Here is an 18,387-nt window from a genome sequence, read left to right on the forward strand (position 1 = left end):
ATCAGCCTATCGATCGGAGCCTGCATGGCCTTCGGGCTGATCAGTCCGACAATTGGGCTACGCCCGGCAGCAGAAATCTCTCGACATTGCCGCGCGCCGGGAGATCGCCGAGGCCCACCAATGCGTCAATCAGCGCATTGAGTTTCACTCGCGAAATCTTGCCCGTACGGTCGAAGAAGTTGTTCTTGCGGAAGAAGTCGTAGGCCTTCTCGACATCGTCGACCTTTTGGCCGCTGAGCCGGACGAGGATCTGAATCACCTCGGCTCGGTTGCTCTCGTCATAGAAAAATTCGGTCCCCTTGGCATGCGCGACGAGCACGCGTCTGATCACATCGGGATTGCGCGCCGCCCAGGCCTTGTTGGCCATCGTGCCGGAGAACGCCAGTTCCGGCGCGTATTCGATCGTCAGGCCCAGATTGTTGAAGCCCTGGCTCTCGAGCTGAAAGTTGGACGGCGGCAACAGGATCGCGGCATCGACTGCGCCGCTCAACAGCGCCTGGGCACGTGCCGTGGTCGCTCCGGCAAAGACGTAGTCGACGTCACCGGTCTTGAGCCCGTGCGGGGCCAGCATGCGATCGACATACAGGCGGGTGATGTCCTTCGGGCCACCGACCGAGATGACTTTGCCCTTCAGATCCTTGAGACTCTTGATGCTGGATTTCGCGTTCAAGGCATACGGCGGCGCCTGGATTTCGAAGCGCGCGATGGCGAGCGCGGCGCCCTGCTCCGCCGCGCGGATGGGATCGACCAGTCCGGTGGAGAATGATATGTCGAGCGAGCCTGCCGCGACTTGCTGGATCGCGGGCGCACTCGCCGGGATATAGATCAGGTCGGCCTTGATGTTCTCCGCGGTGAAGAAGCCCTTTTCGATGGCGATGAACAGCGGCCACAGATTGGCTGACGGCGACCCGACCGTGCCGATGGTGACGGTATCCGCCGCACGCACCGGCGCGACGGACATCAGCATCGCAACTGCGAGCCCCAGCGCAGCGCATCCGAACTTTTTCATCGTTTGCATGGATATCCCCCAATTCGATCCATGAGCACGGCCCGCTGCAGTGCTCAACGGATCAGCCAATTTCCTCCCGGTCGATCTGCGCCCCTCGGGGCCTCAACCCTTCAGCTGCGCACGATAGTGACGAGCAATTTCCGAACCAGTCGCCTTCCAAACCTTGTCGTGCTTGCAGATGTATTCGAGCGCGGCGTCGAGCGCGTCGATTCGATACGGCTGGCCCGTCAGATAAGGATGAACCGCAATATGCATGACGCGCCCGGATGTGGCGCCTTCACGATACAGAGTGTCGAACTGCCGGCATATCATGTCCTGAAAATCAGCGGGTTTCATATGGGCCGCTTCGAAAGCCTGCTTGTCGTTGATGTCATAGCTGTAGGGCACGGACACGATGCTTTTGCCGCCCGCGTTCATCAGGTACGGCTGATCGTCGTTTGGTCCCCAATCGGCGACGTACTCGCAGCCGGCGTCCGCCAGCAGATCGAGGGTGTTCCAGGTCTCTTGCAAACCGGCCCCCAGCCAGCCGACGGGACGCCTCCCACTCGCGCGAGCAATGGTGTCGAGCGTGTCGCGGATGATCTTCGGCTCTTCGTCAGCCGGCACTTCGTTGAGGCGAACGGAATTGCTTTGATTGTGCCCCATCCACTCCCAATGGCGCTTGCCACCCTCCTCGATAATTTCCGGATGCTGGAGACAGATGTTGCTGTTCAGCGCGACGGTCGCACGAATCCCGTGTCGATCCAGAACGTCCATGATGCGAAACACGCCGACCCGGTTGCCGTAGTCACGAATGGCCCAGGTCGGGATATCGGGGATTTTTCCAGGTCCGAGTCCGCCCGGACGCGTCTCAAGCGAGAAAATTTCAATATTGGGCACAACCCATAGTGCAACACGCGCCTCCTCCGGCCACGCGAGACGCGGCCGCCTGATGATCGGCGAGTACGGAAATGGGCCGTAAGAGCCTGGCTTCATGGAAACATCACCGCGTTATCTGCACTATCAAGGGCCTGAGCCCTGAGCGAATGGTAGGCGGTTTATCGAACGATGAGAACCGGGCGAACCGCTCAAAAGCCAAAGCTCAGCTTCATCGCGCGAGCGATGCCAGACTTCGTGAGATTTGCGGGACGTCTTCCAGTCGCTAGTCTCGACATAGAGCGACGAACACGGGGCAGTTTTCGCAAATACTCAGTGCGGGGTTCAAACTTTTTCGTCGTCTCGCAAAAGGCGGTCCAGCTCTATCGACGGAATGCGCCGAAGTTTTCTCTGAAAGCCAAGGTCGGCTGCGCGGTCGTTCGGCTCGACGCCCTTTGAGCCGGCCGGCCTACCGCATGCACAAATTCCCCGAGTTCAACGGCTTTGAGCGTTCGCTGCTCGGCCCGGTTTGGATGTCGACGCGGCTTTTCGTCTGCCGGCATTTCGATCACTTGCCCGATGACTTCAGACCACGACCGCGCGTTTAAACGGAGAACAAAACTCCGAAACCGGGCCCAACCGAGCATCCGGTCTTCGCGTCGTCTCTCTCAGTGCCTGGGAATATTGGTGGGCGCACTAGGGCTCGAACCTAGGACCCGCTGATTAAGAGTCTCGTGTTTTCGACAGGACGTCAATGACTTAGCTGTAAACGTCGCCAAAACGAGCCATTCTGGATCAATGGGTTACAAGCGAAATGTAAACGGCGCCGCGCTGAAGCGCGACCTGCAAGCAGACCGTTATGAGCGGCTTTGTCTATCCGAGAAACTCGATAAACATTGGCGTTTTTCATCGTGTTCAACCACGTTTGTTCGCGTCTGTTCACGGGATTTCTGTGGTCAATCTGTGGTCCGTTCGCGAAGGTCCTTGGTCGACGCGGGAGCAATTCCGTACCGCCAGTTCGAATCCCACTCTCTCCGCCAGCCGACACTTGCGGATTATTCTCCGCCGCCGCCGAGGCTATGCAAAAGGCCCAGCGTTTACAGGCTATCCCTCGAACTCCTCCGCACTTCGACTCCCTGCGGAAACCTCAAAATTCTCTCTCCCAGCCCAATAGTCTCCAAACCTCCGCACTTCGGGATTTAGTGCGGAATTTTAGGCGCCTGAAATTAAACGTCTTTTGACCCGGCCCTTGCGGCCGGTTGGAAATGAATCTCGGTTGCCCGAGGTTTTCGAGCAGCAGCTGCGGAGCGAAATGCCCAAGGTCGGGGCTTGGCGGAACTTTTATCAGATGCGGGCTTGAGCGACCGCTGTTGCATTATGAATCGGCGAGCTCGTGAGACGCTTGCGCTTATGGCGGAATATTTCGATAACTCTCGCGTTGCGTGTGGCATGCGTTTCGCGCTAGCTGACGACGGGCTTGGGTTGCGGGGCGGATGCGAGGATGCTGTTTAATTCCATCCATTTCATCTTCATTTTTCTACCGGTCACCCTCTCGGGTTATTTTATCATCGGCCGACATAATCAGATGGCGGCGGGCGTCTGGCTCGCCGGAATGTCGCTCTTCTTTTACGGCTGGTGGAACGTCGCTTATGTGCCGCTGCTCGGCCTGTCGATCGCTTTCAATTATGCCATCGGCCGCGCGATTGCCGCTGCTCCAAGGGGGCCACGCCGCGACCTGATCCTTGGCACAGGAATCGTAATCGATCTCGCCGTACTCGGCTATTTCAAGTATGCGGAGTTTTTCGTCGGCGTCGCCAACAGCGTCGGCGCGATCGATTGGACGATCGGCCATGTGGTTTTGCCGCTCGGCATTTCGTTCTTCACCTTTACGCAAATCACGTATCTGGTCGATGCCCGGAACGACCAGGTCGATAGCTTCAACCCGGTGCACTATGCGGTGTTCGTCACTTATTTTCCGCACCTGATTGCCGGGCCGCTGTTGCACCATCGCGAGATGATTACCCAATTCGAAGACCGTTCGAACTACCGGCCGCGTTACGACGCCATTGCCGCGGGCCTCACGATGTTTGCCATCGGGTTGTTCAAAAAAGTGATGATCGCCGATGACGTCGCGGCTTTCGCGGCGCCGGTGTTTGCGGCACCGGCGGCCGGCCTGCCGGTAACCTTCATCGAAGCCTGGTGCGGTGCGCTGGCTTATACGCTGCAGCTCTATTTCGACTTTTCCGGCTATTGCGACATGGCCATCGGGGTGTCGCTGTTGTTTGGCGTCAAGCTTCCCATCAACTTCAACTCGCCGTACAAGTCCCTCAACGTCATCGACTTCTGGCGCCGCTGGCACATGACGCTGTCCCGCTTCCTGCGGGATTACCTCTACATTCCGCTGGGGGGCAATCGCCACGGCGTCACGCGGCGATACATAAACCTCGCGGTCACGATGTTGCTCGGCGGCCTTTGGCATGGCGCAGGCTGGACTTTCATCATCTGGGGCGGTCTGCATGGCCTCTATCTGGTCGTCAATCACGGCTGGCAAACGCTGCGCGGGCGCATTGCTCTGAACTCGCGAATGCCCTTGATCACCGGCGCACTCGCCTGGGCAATCACGTTTGTGGCGGTGGTGGTGGCCTGGGTGTTCTTCCGCGCGCCTGACATGAGGAGCGCACTTGCGATACTGACCGCGATGAGCGGCGCGCACGGCATCGTACTCCCATCGGAATGGGCCAACGCCGTGCAGCCGCTTGTCGCACACGGCGGAGGATTCTTCCAACTCGAGACGTTGACCAATTACTCCGGCCGGATAGAGGTTCTTTGGCTTGCCGGTCTGCTGATGATGACGGTGGCGATGCCGAACTCGCAGCAGATCGTCATCGAACGGCAGGGCATTTTCAGTCTGCATTGGCGGCCGTCGCCAGTGTCGGCTGTTGCCGTGCTGACGATGTTCTGGCTCGCGCTGCTGGAGATCAACCGCGCCTCGGAGTTCTTGTACTTTGACTTCTGAAACGAAAGAGCTGCGCGCCGCCAGACGCTATAGCCTATTCATCGCCGCGGTGGTGCTGGTGCCGTTCATCATCACGATCGCACTGAACTATGTCGTCGATCCGTTCGGCGTGTTTCAGACTGGATGGTTTCCCAAGCAGATCGAAATCAACGACCGGTTTCTCAAAGTCGAGTTTCTCGACGCCCACCGAGACCGCTTCAACGGATTAATGTGGGGCTCATCGCGCATCGGCAACACACCACCGGCCGTGATCGAACGCTATAACCCGGGCGGGCGCTTCTACAACATGTGGTATGGCAACGGCACGTTGGGCGATCATCGGGACTACATCAAATACATCACCGCAACGCATCCGGAGATCAGCCAACACTACATCGAAATCGACGTCGACATGTTCATGGGCATGTCAGAATGGGGCGCGGCTCAGATCGGTTTCTGGCGCCATCCCGCCGTCGAACATCATTCCAAAGTGGCGTTCTATGCGGAAAATCTCGTGACGATGCCGCTGCGAGTGATCGCGAAGAAAGCCTATCTGAACCTGACGGGGGGAGAGCCACCCGTCCGATACGAACTGGAGACGACCGGCATTTGGGTCGACGATCGTCTGGATCGCAAAATTGCCAATGACATGGCCGGGCACCTCCGCGATTTCGATCAAATGATGAACTTCAACCCCGTTCGGCGGGTGCGTGCGACCCAGGATCAGAACAATGCTGCGGCCCTCGCAGAAATTGTCCAAATCTGTCGCGAGCATTCGCTTCGCTGCACTTTCTTCACGACGCCGCACCACGCTTCTGTCCTCAACACCCTGCTGACGCCTGATTTTCTCCGATGCATCCGGCTGATTGCCGGACTCACGCCGTTTTGGGACTTTGCCTCCTACAATTCGGTAACGACATCCAACGCGCTGTACTACGAGGGCAGCCACTTCCGCCAGCCCGTTGCCGAACTGATGGCCGCAAGGATCTTCAGCAATTCCGAGGTTGCAGTCCCTGCGGACTTTGGCATCCGCGTGAACAAGGACAACATCGATGAAGTCATCAAGTCACGGGCTAAGAACTTCAAGGATTACGAGTTGAAGCATTTGGCTGAAACCGCTGAACGCGGGGCGCGAAAGTAATTGTCGGCGTGCGTTACATCGGACAACTGGCGCAGCTGAGCCACTATCGCCCGAGTTCGCCAGTTAATTAAGATTAGAACGTCGGATGAAACAGCAAATTGAAGGCGTCACAGGCCAATCATGAGAGCCGGGCCGCTGGCTCGAGGCGACAAAGGCCCTTGCTAGCCGACATAGAGCCCAACTCCTTTCTGATCCCGAAATGACTGTCCTGAACGTTCCATTCGATAGGAAACGTTTTCATCAGGTCGTTCAACTGAAGGATGGGTAGCTCGTCGAGTATAGACTGAACGATCGCCGGCTTAAGCAAGGCGAGCCTCAGCACACGGCCAACATAGGTTTCATTGATCTTCTCGGCCTCCGCGATTTCAGCAATCGTGGCGTAGGTCCCATTCTCCAGCAGTTCCTGCCAGCGAAACGCCCGCGCGATCGCTTTCAGCAAGGCATCGTCAACGCGGGGCCCAGCCATAGGGCTTGCCGGGCTTCCATCAGGCGCAATCACTAGCTTCCGGCCGCCGCGCTTTCGGATCGCGATGGGGACCCGGACCGTGATCGTCTTGTCGTCGCCCTTGGCTTTGAGCTTGGCCATCACGCTGCCCTCGCCGTTGCACCGACCAAGCGTAGGTCACTAGCGATGTTCGTCAGTCCTTCCGTCCTGAGCCGAATGTCCAGTCTGTCCGGGCTGACGTCCACGCGCTCGACCAGCAGCTGAACGACCCGGGCCTGCTCCGCAGGGAATAGCTCGTTCCAGAGCGGGTCGAGCCGATGCAACGCCTCCCTCACCTCGCCTTCATCTATGTCAGGTGCCAGCTGCTTTGCCCCGCGCCAGGTCCTGACGATGATCTCGGGCGCACGGAGCAGACCTCGCACCTGATCCACGACCGCATTCTCGATCTCGCCGGCAGGGACGCGGCGCACCGGACATTCCGCAGCGTGCTTAAGCAGGTCGCTGGCCATGTAGTAGCGATAGAGCCGGCCGCGCTTCCGTGTGTGCGTCGGCGTCATCGCGCAGCCCGTCGGACCAAAGATGATGCCCTTCAGAAGCGCGGGCGTCTGCGCACGGGCCTTCGCCGCCCGCTTGCGAGCATTGCCTTCAAGAATGGCGTGGACCTTGTCCCAGAGCTGCCGCGGCACGATTGACTTGTGCTCGCCTGGATAGGAGTCGCCCTTATGTACGGCCTCGCCAATGTACACGCGGTTCTTGAGGAGCTGATACAGATAGCCCTTGTCGACCAGTCGACCGTTCTTGCCAGTGACTCCTTCAGATCTGAGTTGCTCGACGAGCTGGGTCGCCGATCCGACCTTGATGAAGCGCTCGAACACCATCTTCACGGTCGCAGCTTCGCGGCAGTTCACGACCAGTTTCCGGTCCTTCACGTCATAGCCGAGCGGCGTCCACCCTCCCATCCACATGCCCTTGCGCCTTGATGCTGCGACCTTGTCGCGGATGCGCTCGCCGATCACCTCGCGCTCGAATTGCGCGAACGAGAGCAGGACGTTAAGCATCAGCCGTCCCATCGACGTTGTCGTATTGAACGACTGCGTGACGCTCACGAAGGTGACGCCCTTGGCTTCGAACCGCTCCATGAGCTTCATGAAGTCAGCCAAGGAACGGCTCAGCCGGTCGATCTTGTAGACGACCACGATATCGACCTTGCCCGCTTCGATATCGGCCAGCAGCCGCTGCAGGGCAGGCCGTTCGAGATTGCCGCCAGAGAAGCCGCCGTCGTCATACCGGTCCGGGACAAGCAGCCATCCTTCGGCCCGTTGGCTAGCGACATACGACTCGCATGACTCGCGCTGCGCATCGAGGCTGTTGAACTCCTGGTCCAAGCCCTCCTCTGACGACTTCCGGGTGTAGACCGCGCAACGGAGCTTGCGCACGATCGGCTTCTTCATGCGACACCCTTGCGGTTCTTCAGGCCGAAGAAGACCCAGCCGTTCCAGCGCGTGCCTGTGATCCGACGAGCTATGGCTGAGAGCGATTGATACGGGCAGCCCTGATATTCGAAGCCGTCGTTCAACACCGTGATGCAGTGCTCAACGCCCTGCCACTCGCGGATCAGGCGCGTGCCTGCCACCGGGCGGTCCTGGGATGGTCGACGGCGCCGAACGGCCGGATCGCCTCCATCGAGTTCCTCGCCCAACTTACGAAGCAGCTTCACGGTCTCGGGCTTGAGCCCGCCATAGGCCAGCTCCTGAATGCGATAGGCGAGCCGGTGCTCCAGGAACCGCCTGTTGTAGAGCGGCGGCTCGGTCTCAAAGAGATCGCGCCATTTCTGTTTCAGCTCCTTGATGGGCGCAATTTGCAGGGCCGCGATTTTGGCCAACACGGTATCGGTCAACGTGAGCCTCCTTCCGACGTGAGAACGTCGGCAGGACCGCTCTGAACCCCGACACAGTCCAGCGCACTTTCTCCGAAGTGCGGAGAAATTGCAGTTGACTGTCGAGCGCGGAGACGCTGGAGGCCGGCCGCGAGAATGTCGGCGATTTCCTCAACTCTGTCCCAAGAAGAGACATCAGCTTCGCGTCCGAGCATCTGTAGAGCCGCTTAATCCATTGCACCCGGGCCCATTTACCTTCGGAACAACGAATCTGTCGGATTGCGGGGATTGAGTCGGAGGTTGCGCCGGGCGGCGGTTGCGCGCTGCTAGACTCAAATTTCGCAGGGAGATTCTCGCTCTCATTCACTTACAGAAAGAGGTGCTGAAATGCCTACCCTCGTTCTCCGTAAGTTCACCGACCCAGACTTTCTGAGCACAGTCGATCAAAGCTGCCTCCAGGCCTTTCTCCGGCCCTGGAGTGTGTATCTCGCAGCCCACGGATTGAAGTTGGACCGGTCATGGAAAAGCGCCGACTGGGATGCACTTAAGCAATGCCTGATCGATCCTAATGAGAACGCGCCGCACGATCTGATCGATGCGCTGTACTACATCCATGAAACGTCGACCGACGAGGACATGGATGCGCTGTTGTTTGCAGCAGCCGCGCGCGGAATTTCCATACGGTCCGATCTGATGACCTCCCCGGCGGACGTGACAATCCAGGTTTGGGTCGCCGACCCAGAAATGGTGCGTGAGCGACACGCGCAAAACGTTGCTTTTCGACAAAAGAACTTCCTGTACTACGGCGGCCTCCACGCCGGCGCCGCATCACTTCCCATAGTGGAAGGCCATGTGCGATCCGACATCGAACGCTCGCTTGATGATTGGTTTGACCAGCACAACCGCGGACGAGGCTGCCGTGCGTTTTTCTTCCCGCGGAAGGAGCGCTTGTGGATTCTCATACGTCACGGGCTCCCAACCAGACGGGAGGCCAAGCATCTCGATAATGGCAGCTCTGACATCGAGGTCTACCGACCGCAGCAGCATGACGTGCTCATTTACGACCAAGGCACGGACGAGCTGGGCGTTCATGCCGGCACGCAAGGCGAGAGAAAGCTATACCTTTTGACCTTAGGCCGACTCCTGTTTGGCGACGAAGATTACTTCCCTCCAGCTGACAAATTCACCCTGCAGCCGCTCGTCGACCACGGAGCGCAGTCGCTGTTGTGCGAAGACATTCCGGGCATCGAACGGATACGACTAGTTGAGTACCGAAGGAGTTGGGGCGGCGCATACCAAGATATCGAGATCCGTAAAGGCAGCGACATTTTTGGCTCGCTTGCCGCCCGTTCCCGCACCCTGGTCAATTCGGGACGTCTCTCGAGCGCGACATTCAAGGTGAAATTCGCTGACTCTTCCAAAGAGCGATCCGTCACGATTCGCCCCCCGTGCGTTGCGAAGTATGAGCGTAACGAAGACAGCGAAGCGATCGATCTCTGGCTGACTAGACGAGGATTTGTCTTGGAACAGGAAGGGGACGCCGATGACCAAACCCCTCACCCGCTTGTGGCAAGCGCTGGATGATCTGCCACTGGCATCCACAACCGGGCACGAGTGGTTCCGGAGGCTTGCCAACGACTCGCCGGTGTCCCTAACGCTTTTAAGGTCGACCGGAACGTTGGCGACCGAAATCGACTGCCCATCACCTGGCGGTATTGGTTGTCCGCGCAAAGTCATAAAGCTATCGGCAGGACGCATTAGGGCCACTTGTGGCAACAGCCCTGCCGAATGCGATGCGATCGATCTCGCCGCCGAAGACGTGATGTGCCTCGCCCTGGATCGCAAGAAGCTTGCATCCGAGCTTTGCAAGCTGCTCCAGATTTCACCCTCGCGGGATGCAGAAGGGGTTCTGATCGGTACTTACCCCGTGATGGCAGGAAAGGGAATTCCGGTCGGGCTATTAATACCCGGCCCGGAAGGTGCAGAAACTTTGCCTTCCTTTACGGAACTGACACCCCCCGCCGTGCTGCTTGTTCCTACGACCACTTCGCTGTCGACCGAAGCAAATCGAGCTCTCAAGGTCGGGGGCTATTCTCTGTGGGCTCTAAACGAATTCGTCCGTGTCAATGAGCACCACCGATTTGTCAGCATTCACGATCCGGAAATCCTGTTTGAATCTCTGAAGACCGCCTTGTTGGCCACACACGGTCCCAAGCCGATTGGATGTATCTGGCCTCTCCCGCCCAACACCAGCTGGGAAATGTTGGCTTTCACTTTCGTCGATGAAGAAAAGCTGAGTGTTCGCGTCGGCCAGCAAACACGCATTTTCGAGCCGGACCAGTTCGGTTTTAAGGATAGAAAAACAGGCAGGTATGTATCCGCGTGGGCTCTCTTGCTCACTATGGCGGGGTCCGGCGGCAAGACGCGTCCAGTGCTGGAGAAAAAAAGGGCAGCATTGGAAAAGCAAAAGCAGCTGCTGGCCGACAGACTGAAGGAGCTGTTTGGGCTCGATGAGGAACCGTTTTTCAAAGACAGAACAAAGCAGACCTATGTGGCTCGTTTTATCTTGAGAGACGAGCGGCCGAAGAATGCTCGTGATCAAGATTTCTGAATTTTCGTCGAACAATTTTGCACACGCCGAAATTCTTTTTGACCGGCAAGCCCTTGATATTGCTTAACGCGCTGCGCGCGACGCGGCTTTTTTCGTCTCGTTTCTGAATTTTCGCCGGAAGGGGTTGTTCGGGCCCAGAGCCCGTCACCTCGACCGACGGATAACCTCCATGGAGACCCCCAAGACTGCCGGCGCCTTCGAGCGCCGTGTCATGCGCAACATTCAAACCCATGCCAAGCGGTTGGCGCGCAGCAATGCCGTTCCGGGCATGGACGTGCAGGACTATGAACAGGACCTCGCAGCCGACCTTGTCCAGCGCCAAGCAGCGTTCAACCCTCTCATCGCCTCATTCGCCACCTTCGCAGACCGCATCATCGGCCATCGGGCCAGCACTCTCCGTACCCCCACCGCTTGGAAGAACGCAGAGCGGAGCATGCTCTCGCTCGACGCTCCATTGTCGGTTGACGGTGAAGAGCTCACGCTTCACGACATTCTGCCGGACCCAATGTCGCCTGGCGCTGAATGGGTGGCGTTGGGACTCGACGTCCGTCGGTTTCTCGATGGTTTGGGTAAGTCTGAGTGGCAAACCTGCGCGCTGCTGTTGGACGACAGCATTGCGGAAGGAGCCCGGCGGGCGGGTATCCATCGCTCAACGGCATACGAACATATCGATCGGCTGCGCAACCGAGCCATGGCCGCCGGTCTGGGTGACTACGTCGTGGAGTCTCCCGACAGTTCCGGTCTCCGCACGGTAGGTGACCAGCAGGCCTGCGCCATCCCCACCGAGGCGGCAATGCTCGTCAGATACCAGCCAGTCAGTCCCAGGTTGTTCATCACCGATCCTGATTTTTGCCGTTGGCTGTCCGAGGCAGTGCCAGGACAGACGCTGGAATATTTCCGCGGATTTCTTGCGATTGATCGAGACCCGAACGGCTGTCGGCTGCGCGAGGAAGATCCGCTGAGCTTAATCGTGTCGCCGACCGTGCTCGGGCCGCGGCGGACGCCGGGCGGGCGTTTCTCCTGCAACGCCGCTACGGAGCGAGCGACTTTGGCTACGTGATCGGGGTCACGACGGGAGGCGCCCAATGATGTCCTCCTCCCTCTCCGCAGCTCTGAAACTAATTGAAACCGGACTTCCCTGCTTTCCCTGCAAAGCAGACAAGAGCCCTGCGACGCCGCATGGCTTCAAGGATGCGGCCAAGAGCGCCGAGGCTGTGCGGCAACTCTGGCTTCGCTACTCGGGTCCTCTTGTCGGAATTCCGACTGGAGAGCTATCCGGCCTTGACGTGCTCGACGTCGACGTTCGCAACGGTGGGGCTCGCTGGTTCGCATCTCATCGGAATCGGCTTCCCGCCACCCGTGTGCACCGCACGCGCAGCGGGGGACTGCACCTGCTTTTTAAGCATCGGCCGGGGCAACGGTGCAGCGCCGGGCAGATAGCAGCAGGGATCGATATCCGAGCCGACGGCGGCTACGTCATATGGTGGCCGGCGGCCGGCTGCGAAGTCTTGGACGACGTCCCGCCCTCCTCCTGGCCTGAATGGTTGGTACTGAAGCCGGAAGTCAGGCTGGAGAGAAAGCATCGCACGGTAGTGCCAAGCGACGCCGCGTTACGCGGGCTGATCAGGGCTGTTGCCCAGTCACAGCCTGGCGAACGCAATCGCATTACCTTCTGGGCGGCTTGCCGTGCCGGCGAAATGGTGGCGTCCGGCCTCCTTGGCGCAGATAGCGCGGTCGCAATCATTGCTGAAGCCGCCGCCCGCGCCGGGCTGCCTTACACCGAAGCTCAACGAACCGCTCGCAGCGGCATCCGCGCCGCCGGAGGACTCCATCATGCCTGAAGCCCTGCCCACGCCGGCCGAAATCGTGGATCTCGCGTTGACGGCCAAGCCAGAACTGATGGTCGTCGCGTCCGACATCCCCTCCACCGTTCATGCATTGCGCGATTTGCTGGCTGCGTCGGACAAGATGTTCGACCGCGGCGTGCCAGTCCGGTTCGTTCGGACGCCAGACGGCTCCCCGGCGGCAATTCCGCTGACCAAAAACAACGTGATCATCGCAGCTCACCGGCTCTGCCGACCAATGAAGGCGAACGTCGGCGCCGAACCGGTACCAATCACCCTGCCTGACCGCGTGGCACAGATGTACCTGGACATGGTGGGCGATTGGGATCTCAAACCACTGTCCGGCTTCAGCATGTCTCCGATACTTTCAGCGGACGGAAGCCTGCGGTCGCACAACGGCTACGATCCCGAGACCCAACTCTGGTGCTGCTCCGTTCCAGAAGTATTCGTCCCACCCAATCCGAACCAGGCCGAAGCCAAAGCATCGTTGCAAAAAGTCCGTCAGGCATTCCGGACTTTTCCTTTTTCGGACGCGGTGCGCACCCGAGACGACAGTGGGATCGAAGTCGTCGATCTGGCGCAGCCGCCGGGGCAGGATGAGAGCGCCTTCCTTATCGGGCTCATGACGGCATGTTGCCGGTCCAGTCTTTGGCTGGCTCCCGGTCTACTCCTCACAGCACCGTCGCTGTCCGGCGCCGGCAGTGGCAAAGGCCTCCTCGTCCGATCGATATGCGCCATCGCGTTCGGCGTGAGACCCCGTGCCTTTACGACTGGATCGGACCGGCAGGAGCTCGAAAAACGGCTCGCCGCTGAATTGATCGAGGCGCAGCCGGCTCTATTCCTGGACAACGCCAACGGAGTGGCTTTGCGGTCTGACACCTTGGCCTCGGTCTTGACCGAGCGTCCCGCCCGCGTTCGCCTGCTTGGGCAGACCAGGATGGTGCCGCTCAACAGCACCGCCTTCATTGCCGTCACCGGCAACGGCCTCACGGTCACCGAGGATCTGGCACGGCGATTCCTTTACTGCACACTGGACGCAAGGTGCGAAGACCCGGAGTCCCGCCCGTTCCAATCGGGCTTCCTCGAACAAATCGATACCCGGCGCGCAGAGCTTTTGACTGCAATGCTCACGATTTGGCGCTGGGGTCGTCTGAACGCGATCCCGAAAGGCAGGCCGCTGGGAAGTTTCGAGGCGTGGTCGGAATGGTGCCGTGACCCGTTGCTTGCCCTGGGCTGCACTGACCCGGTGCAACGCATCGAAACACTCAAGGCGCACGATCCCAAGCGACAGCGCATCGCGGACTTCTTCCAAGCATGGTGGCAACACCACCAAGCCACCCCGATCAAGTTGAAAGACCTCGACGAAGCTGCAAGAGCGCTGCTCGATCCGCATAATCGCGGCCGACAGTACGTCGCGAACGCAGTTCAGGGCCTCGCCGGCACGCACGCCGCCGGGTTCGTGCTGACGAGGCAGGACGCGGCTGGGAAGTGGGGCCGAACGACGTACGCGCTGGAAAAGGCCAGCCGCGAGCACCACCATCGGCAGCCCCCTATGACCCCTATGCCTTCCGAGGTCGAAGACGAACGTTCGATAACACCAGGCGAGGAGGCAACAATATGAAAGCTCTTCTGCCGGTGAGCACAGCCCCCTCGTCTCGTTTCCGAAAAATGCAGGCCGACAACAAGGAAAGGCATAGGGGTCATAGGGGGCATAGGGGTCGGCGGGCCCGTCGCCCTCCTGTGCACACCCCCTATGACCCCTATGACCCCTATGCCTACTCGGGTCAAAACGCAGCGAAGTTACGGAGCGCGCGATGACTGCCGCCCACCATCTTCTGGATGGTTTGGCCGCGATCGGCGCCACGGTTCGGCCACGCGGGAATGAACTCGTCGTGCGGGCCGGAGAGAAGCCAATTCCTGGCTCGATGATCAAGCAACTGCGGCAGTCGAAAGCCGACTTGCTGCATATCCTGACTGAAAAGCAGCTGCTGGATTGGCTCGACCGGCATCCCTGCCCTTCGCCGGCCGGCTCCTGTGCGTATTGCGGAAAAACTGAGACAGCGGACGCCACCGTGGTGCCGTTCGGCGTGGAGCAAGGCAGCCACACGTGGCTGCATTCGGAATGCTGGCATGCGTGGCATCTGCAGCGGCGCGAACATGCCGCCCGACAACTGGCCGCTGATGGAGGTTGAGATGGAGAATTGACGGAATCTTCGGTGAAGCAGCGGCTTCTAACATTCGTAGGAGCGTCCGAACATCCAGATTGGCTCGATTGGGTCAATCCCGATGACGTGGAGTTGGTGATTGCAAGAGCGCGACGGACACGGTGGAAGCCGATCTGTCTGAAATTCGGTGTTAGCCGAGCCACGGCGCACCGAAAGTGGCAGCGCTCGATAGAAACCATCGTGGCGAGACTAAACGGCATACAGCCAGCACCTCGAAGAAGGTGGCGACGCCGTCACACTGAAAGTTGAGACATTTTTGCGTCCGACAGAGTGGCTGCCCGTCCGGTAAATAAGACCATGGGTCAGTCCAGCCTGATGTCGTTCATCGAGTCGGTCGTGAGCGTTTGCGTAGGCTTTGTCCTGGCCGTGCTGACCCAACCAGTTTCTGTGCACCTGTTCGGCCAGTTTTCGGAATGTATGAGGTGACACAAATGGCCAAAGCGAAAGAGGCGGGGGCGTTGCCGGACACAACGGTCGGCTACAAGCGCCCGCCGGTGCAATCGCAGTTCAAACCGGGTCAGAGCGGCAACCCTTCAGGGCGGCCGAAGGGATCGCAAAATCTAAAAACGCTTTTTCACAAGATCATGAGGGAGGAGGTCCAGCTTCGTGAAGGCGAAGACGTTCGCAAAATCACGAAGGCCGAAGCCATCATGCGTGGGCTGGTGATCGGCGCTCTCAAGGGAGACACACGCAGCACCGGCACTCTCCTCCGCCTGGCCGAGCAGATGGGTCAGTTTGAAGAAGAGGAGCGAACCGAAATCACCAGCATCCAAAGGGTCATCATATCTCCTCAACCCGAAGACGACTTCCCTGCGATCAGCGATTTTAACAAGGAGAAGTGATGGACTGGCCAGCCGACAAGATCGAACGTTGGTCGATCTCCAAGCTCACCCCGAACGCGCGCAATGCTCGAACGCACAGCGATGCCCAGGTCGATCAGCTGGCTGCCTCGATCCAGGAGTGGGGCTGGACGACGCCGGTCCTTGTCAGCGAAACCGGAATGCTGATCGCCGGGCATGGCCGGGTTCGTGCCGCGCAGAAGCTCGGATTGACGGAAGTGCCCGTCATGGTCGCGCGCGGATGGACCAAGGCACAGATCCAGGCCTACGCGCTGGCGGACAACAAATTGGCCCTCAATGCCGGGTGGGACGAAGGCCTGGTCGCGATCGAACTCGCCGAGCTTGAGGAAATCGGCTTCGATATCGACCTGATCGGCTTCAATGCCGACGAGATTGCCGCCCTCGGATCAAAGCCCAACCCGGGCCTGACCGATCCCGACGAGGTGCCCGAGCCTCCCGTCAATCCAATCACGCAGCCCGGTGATATATGGCTGCTTGGCCGGCATCGCCTGCTGTGCGGTGACAGCACCTCGGCTGCCGACGTCGACCAAGTTCTCGCAGGCGTCCGGCCGAACCTCATGGTGACTGATCCGCCCTACGGCGTGAACTACGACCCCGCATGGCGGAACGATCGGGACCTGAGCCGCTCGAAACGGACCGGTAAAGTCGAGAATGATGGTCGCGCCGACTGGGCGGAAGCTTGGGAGCTGTTTCCGGGCAGCATCGCGTACGTGTGGCATGCCGCCCTGCACTCCCCGACCTCATATGAAAGCCTGATCCGAACGGGCTTCGACATCCGGGCTCAGATCATCTGGGCCAAGGAGCGGCTGGTCATCGGCCGCGGCGACTATCATTGGCAACACGAGCCTTGCTGGTACGCCGTGCGCAAGAAAGGCAATTGGTGCGGCGACCGGAAGCAGACGACGCTTTGGAACATCCCGAACACCTGCCAGGACACCAAGTCGGTCCACGGCACGCAGAAGCCTGTCGAGTGCATGAAGCGTCCGATCGAGAACAACAGCTCACCAGGTCATGCGGTCTATGAGCCCTTCTCCGGCTCCGGCACCACCATCATCGCGGCCGAGATCACCGGCCGGTCCTGTCATGCCATCGAACTTTCGCCCCAATATGTCGACGTCGCGGTGGAACGTTGGCAAGCATTCACTGGCGAAAGCGCGCGTCTGGGAGCGAACGGTGAGGTGTTCGTCAATGTCGGCGCCGACCGCAGAGGGGGCTGACGCACATGGGCCGCCGCGCACACCAGCCTGATCCTGTCCAGCGCCGTCACGTCGGCCAATGGCAGCGTATGAGACCGGATTCAGGCCCCTGACGATTAGATATTGCACTGAGGGCCAGGTCGCTGTCGGGGGTACAATCGACATTCGGAAAGCGGGCCAAACCGACGTGATTGACCCGCAGCGGACATCAGGCGCCCGCGCTGCCGTGCCACTTATAAGAAGTGGCTTTAAGGTCGCCCGAACCTATGCCTACCTCGCTGGCAGCCGAAGGCCTACCAGGTCAGTGCCGACAATTGTTGTGCCGGTGTATCCGCTCGATTCCACGCTTCTTCGGTAATCTGCTTCGGTCAAGGCGCCGCCCGGAACTTTCCATCGGTTGTGCAGGACCGCACCCAGCGAAGGCGCAAGATGGGTGAGCATCAGATATCTGGCGCCATCTCGCTGCGCCACCGCGCCAAGGTCGCTGGCGGTGCTTAGCCGATAGTAGATCGGAGCCGGGAAACCGCTGCCTTGGTCCGGCCCAAGGATCGGGTGAATGGTCGAATGCACGATGACATCGGCGCCTTTAGCGAGCCTCTCGACCTGATCTGACGTCGAGTGCGCCCGCGGCGGAGCCTGAGCGTCATTGCTCGCATCACCCCCGATCACGACGCTGCCGGCCGGCGTATCGACACGGTAGGACGCGTGGCCTGCAATATGCGTCGATCGTATCGCGCTGACTTTTACGTCGCCGGACGACCATACCTGTTGCGGTTCCTCCTTCGCATCGAACGTCATGAGCTTGACCATTCGTGCGGGCCCGCCTTCCAGCCGGGCCTTATCCTCGGAGCGCCGCTCGTCAACCTCGCCGGATTCGATAAAAGCATCCGCGATGTGCATCACGAACTTCCGGCAACTGTGGACCACGCCGAGCACCGATGCCGCGTCGTTACTGCAAACGATGTCGATGTCGGAACCCTTCATGTACCAGCGCAACATCAAGATATCGGCGAGGCCTTCAGTGTGATCGCCGTGAGTATGCGTCAAGAAAATCGCGTTCAGCTGCTGCGGCGCGACGCCGAGCTGAGAGAGCCGCAGGTTCGTGCCGCGTCCCACGTCGAACTGCAATTTTAACGCCCCGCAATCGTTGCTGTCGTCGCCGTAGCGCACCAGAGTTCCGGCGCCGGCTTGACCATTGAACACCGAGGGGCCGCCCTGCGTGCCCGTAAGCGTCACGACGAGACAGGATGCGGCTTGGCTGGGCGTCGTAAGCAGGCCGGCCAGCATTGCAGCGACAGTCAAGGTGGCAACGCGCTTCATTTTCGACCCT

18 protein-coding genes are annotated in these 18,387 nt (G+C 59.7%); 12 read left to right on the forward strand and 6 right to left on the reverse strand.

Annotated features, from left to right (window positions below; genetic code table 11):
• Positions 1–40: 40 nt before the first annotated feature.
• Both RHPLAN_RS30305 and RHPLAN_RS30310 read right to left on the reverse strand, forming a co-directional pair.
• Entirely contained in the window at positions 41–1,018 is a 978-nt protein-coding gene (locus tag RHPLAN_RS30305; protein WP_068026318.1) for an ABC transporter substrate-binding protein, read from the reverse strand.
• A gap of 93 nt (positions 1,019–1,111) precedes the next feature.
• Positions 1,112–1,984, reverse strand: coding sequence for a polysaccharide deacetylase family protein (locus RHPLAN_RS30310; RefSeq protein WP_068026321.1), 873 nt, complete (start codon positions 1,982–1,984; stop codon positions 1,112–1,114).
• 1,492 nt (positions 1,985–3,476) lie between these two features.
• On the opposite strand from RHPLAN_RS30310, the gene RHPLAN_RS30315 reads away from it, so the two are divergent.
• Both RHPLAN_RS30315 and RHPLAN_RS30320 read left to right on the forward strand, forming a co-directional pair.
• Positions 3,477–4,880, forward strand: a complete 1,404-nt coding sequence (locus RHPLAN_RS30315; protein WP_198164568.1) for an MBOAT family O-acyltransferase — start codon at positions 3,477–3,479, stop codon at positions 4,878–4,880.
• Entirely contained in the window at positions 4,870–6,000 is a 1,131-nt protein-coding gene (locus RHPLAN_RS30320) for a hypothetical protein (RefSeq protein WP_068026327.1), read from the forward strand. Before RHPLAN_RS30315 ends, RHPLAN_RS30320 begins: the two co-directional genes overlap by 11 nt.
• Before the next feature lie 118 nt (positions 6,001–6,118).
• Here RHPLAN_RS30320 and RHPLAN_RS30325 read toward each other — a convergent pair whose 3' ends face one another.
• The 3 genes from RHPLAN_RS30325 to RHPLAN_RS30335 are packed head-to-tail and all read right to left on the reverse strand — an operon-like array spanning position 6,119 to position 8,342.
• Positions 6,119–6,586 (reverse strand): hypothetical protein, encoded by a 468-nt coding sequence (locus RHPLAN_RS30325; RefSeq protein ID WP_198164569.1) that lies wholly within the window; start codon positions 6,584–6,586, stop codon positions 6,119–6,121.
• Positions 6,586–7,896 carry a recombinase family protein gene (locus tag RHPLAN_RS30330; RefSeq protein ID WP_068026330.1) on the reverse strand — a complete coding sequence of 437 codons (1,311 nt, stop codon included), beginning with the start codon at positions 7,894–7,896 and terminating at the stop codon, positions 6,586–6,588. The genes RHPLAN_RS30325 and RHPLAN_RS30330 overlap by 1 nt, the downstream gene beginning before the upstream one ends.
• A complete protein-coding gene (locus RHPLAN_RS30335; protein WP_068026333.1) occupies positions 7,893–8,342 on the reverse strand; it encodes a DUF2924 domain-containing protein in 450 nt (149 codons plus the stop codon). The genes RHPLAN_RS30330 and RHPLAN_RS30335 overlap by 4 nt, the downstream gene beginning before the upstream one ends.
• A gap of 366 nt (positions 8,343–8,708) precedes the next feature.
• On the opposite strand from RHPLAN_RS30335, the gene RHPLAN_RS30340 reads away from it, so the two are divergent.
• The 10 genes from RHPLAN_RS30340 (at position 8,709) to RHPLAN_RS30375 (ending at position 17,078) form a co-directional block, all read left to right on the forward strand.
• Positions 8,709–9,905, forward strand: coding sequence for a hypothetical protein (locus RHPLAN_RS30340; protein WP_068026335.1), 1,197 nt, complete (start codon positions 8,709–8,711; stop codon positions 9,903–9,905).
• Positions 9,865–10,932: a hypothetical protein gene (locus tag RHPLAN_RS30345; protein ID WP_157100585.1), complete on the forward strand. Its 1,068-nt coding sequence runs from the start codon at positions 9,865–9,867 to the stop codon at positions 10,930–10,932. Before RHPLAN_RS30340 ends, RHPLAN_RS30345 begins: the two co-directional genes overlap by 41 nt.
• Before the next feature lie 169 nt (positions 10,933–11,101).
• A complete protein-coding gene (locus RHPLAN_RS30350) occupies positions 11,102–11,992 on the forward strand; it encodes a hypothetical protein (RefSeq protein ID WP_157100586.1) in 891 nt (296 codons plus the stop codon).
• A gap of 25 nt (positions 11,993–12,017) precedes the next feature.
• Positions 12,018–12,773 (forward strand): bifunctional DNA primase/polymerase, encoded by a 756-nt coding sequence (locus RHPLAN_RS38690; RefSeq protein WP_084245907.1) that lies wholly within the window; start codon positions 12,018–12,020, stop codon positions 12,771–12,773.
• On the forward strand, positions 12,766–14,397 hold the full coding sequence (locus RHPLAN_RS30360) for a hypothetical protein (RefSeq protein WP_068026348.1): 1,632 nt from the start codon (positions 12,766–12,768) through the stop codon (positions 14,395–14,397). Before RHPLAN_RS38690 ends, RHPLAN_RS30360 begins: the two co-directional genes overlap by 8 nt.
• Positions 14,398–14,590: 193 nt before the next feature.
• A complete protein-coding gene (locus RHPLAN_RS30365) occupies positions 14,591–14,968 on the forward strand; it encodes a hypothetical protein (RefSeq protein ID WP_157100587.1) in 378 nt (125 codons plus the stop codon).
• Positions 14,969–14,992: 24 nt separating this feature from the next.
• Positions 14,993–15,250: a DUF6362 family protein gene (locus RHPLAN_RS41080; protein WP_442971791.1), complete on the forward strand. Its 258-nt coding sequence runs from the start codon at positions 14,993–14,995 to the stop codon at positions 15,248–15,250.
• Positions 15,251–15,316: 66 nt separating this feature from the next.
• Positions 15,317–15,427 carry a DUF7220 family protein gene (locus RHPLAN_RS41085; RefSeq protein ID WP_442971837.1) on the forward strand — a complete coding sequence of 37 codons (111 nt, stop codon included), beginning with the start codon at positions 15,317–15,319 and terminating at the stop codon, positions 15,425–15,427.
• 5 nt (positions 15,428–15,432) lie between these two features.
• Positions 15,433–15,843: a DUF5681 domain-containing protein gene (locus RHPLAN_RS30370; protein WP_157100588.1), complete on the forward strand. Its 411-nt coding sequence runs from the start codon at positions 15,433–15,435 to the stop codon at positions 15,841–15,843.
• Positions 15,843–17,078, forward strand: a complete 1,236-nt coding sequence (locus tag RHPLAN_RS30375; RefSeq protein WP_068026358.1) for a site-specific DNA-methyltransferase — start codon at positions 15,843–15,845, stop codon at positions 17,076–17,078. The genes RHPLAN_RS30370 and RHPLAN_RS30375 overlap by 1 nt, the downstream gene beginning before the upstream one ends.
• 249 nt (positions 17,079–17,327) lie before the next feature.
• Here RHPLAN_RS30375 and RHPLAN_RS30380 read toward each other — a convergent pair whose 3' ends face one another.
• Entirely contained in the window at positions 17,328–18,377 is a 1,050-nt protein-coding gene (locus RHPLAN_RS30380) for an MBL fold metallo-hydrolase (protein ID WP_157100589.1), read from the reverse strand.
• Positions 18,378–18,387: the final 10 nt, after the last annotated feature.

Source organism: Rhodoplanes sp. Z2-YC6860 (assembly GCF_001579845.1).
Classification (GTDB): domain Bacteria; phylum Pseudomonadota; class Alphaproteobacteria; order Rhizobiales; family Xanthobacteraceae; genus Z2-YC6860.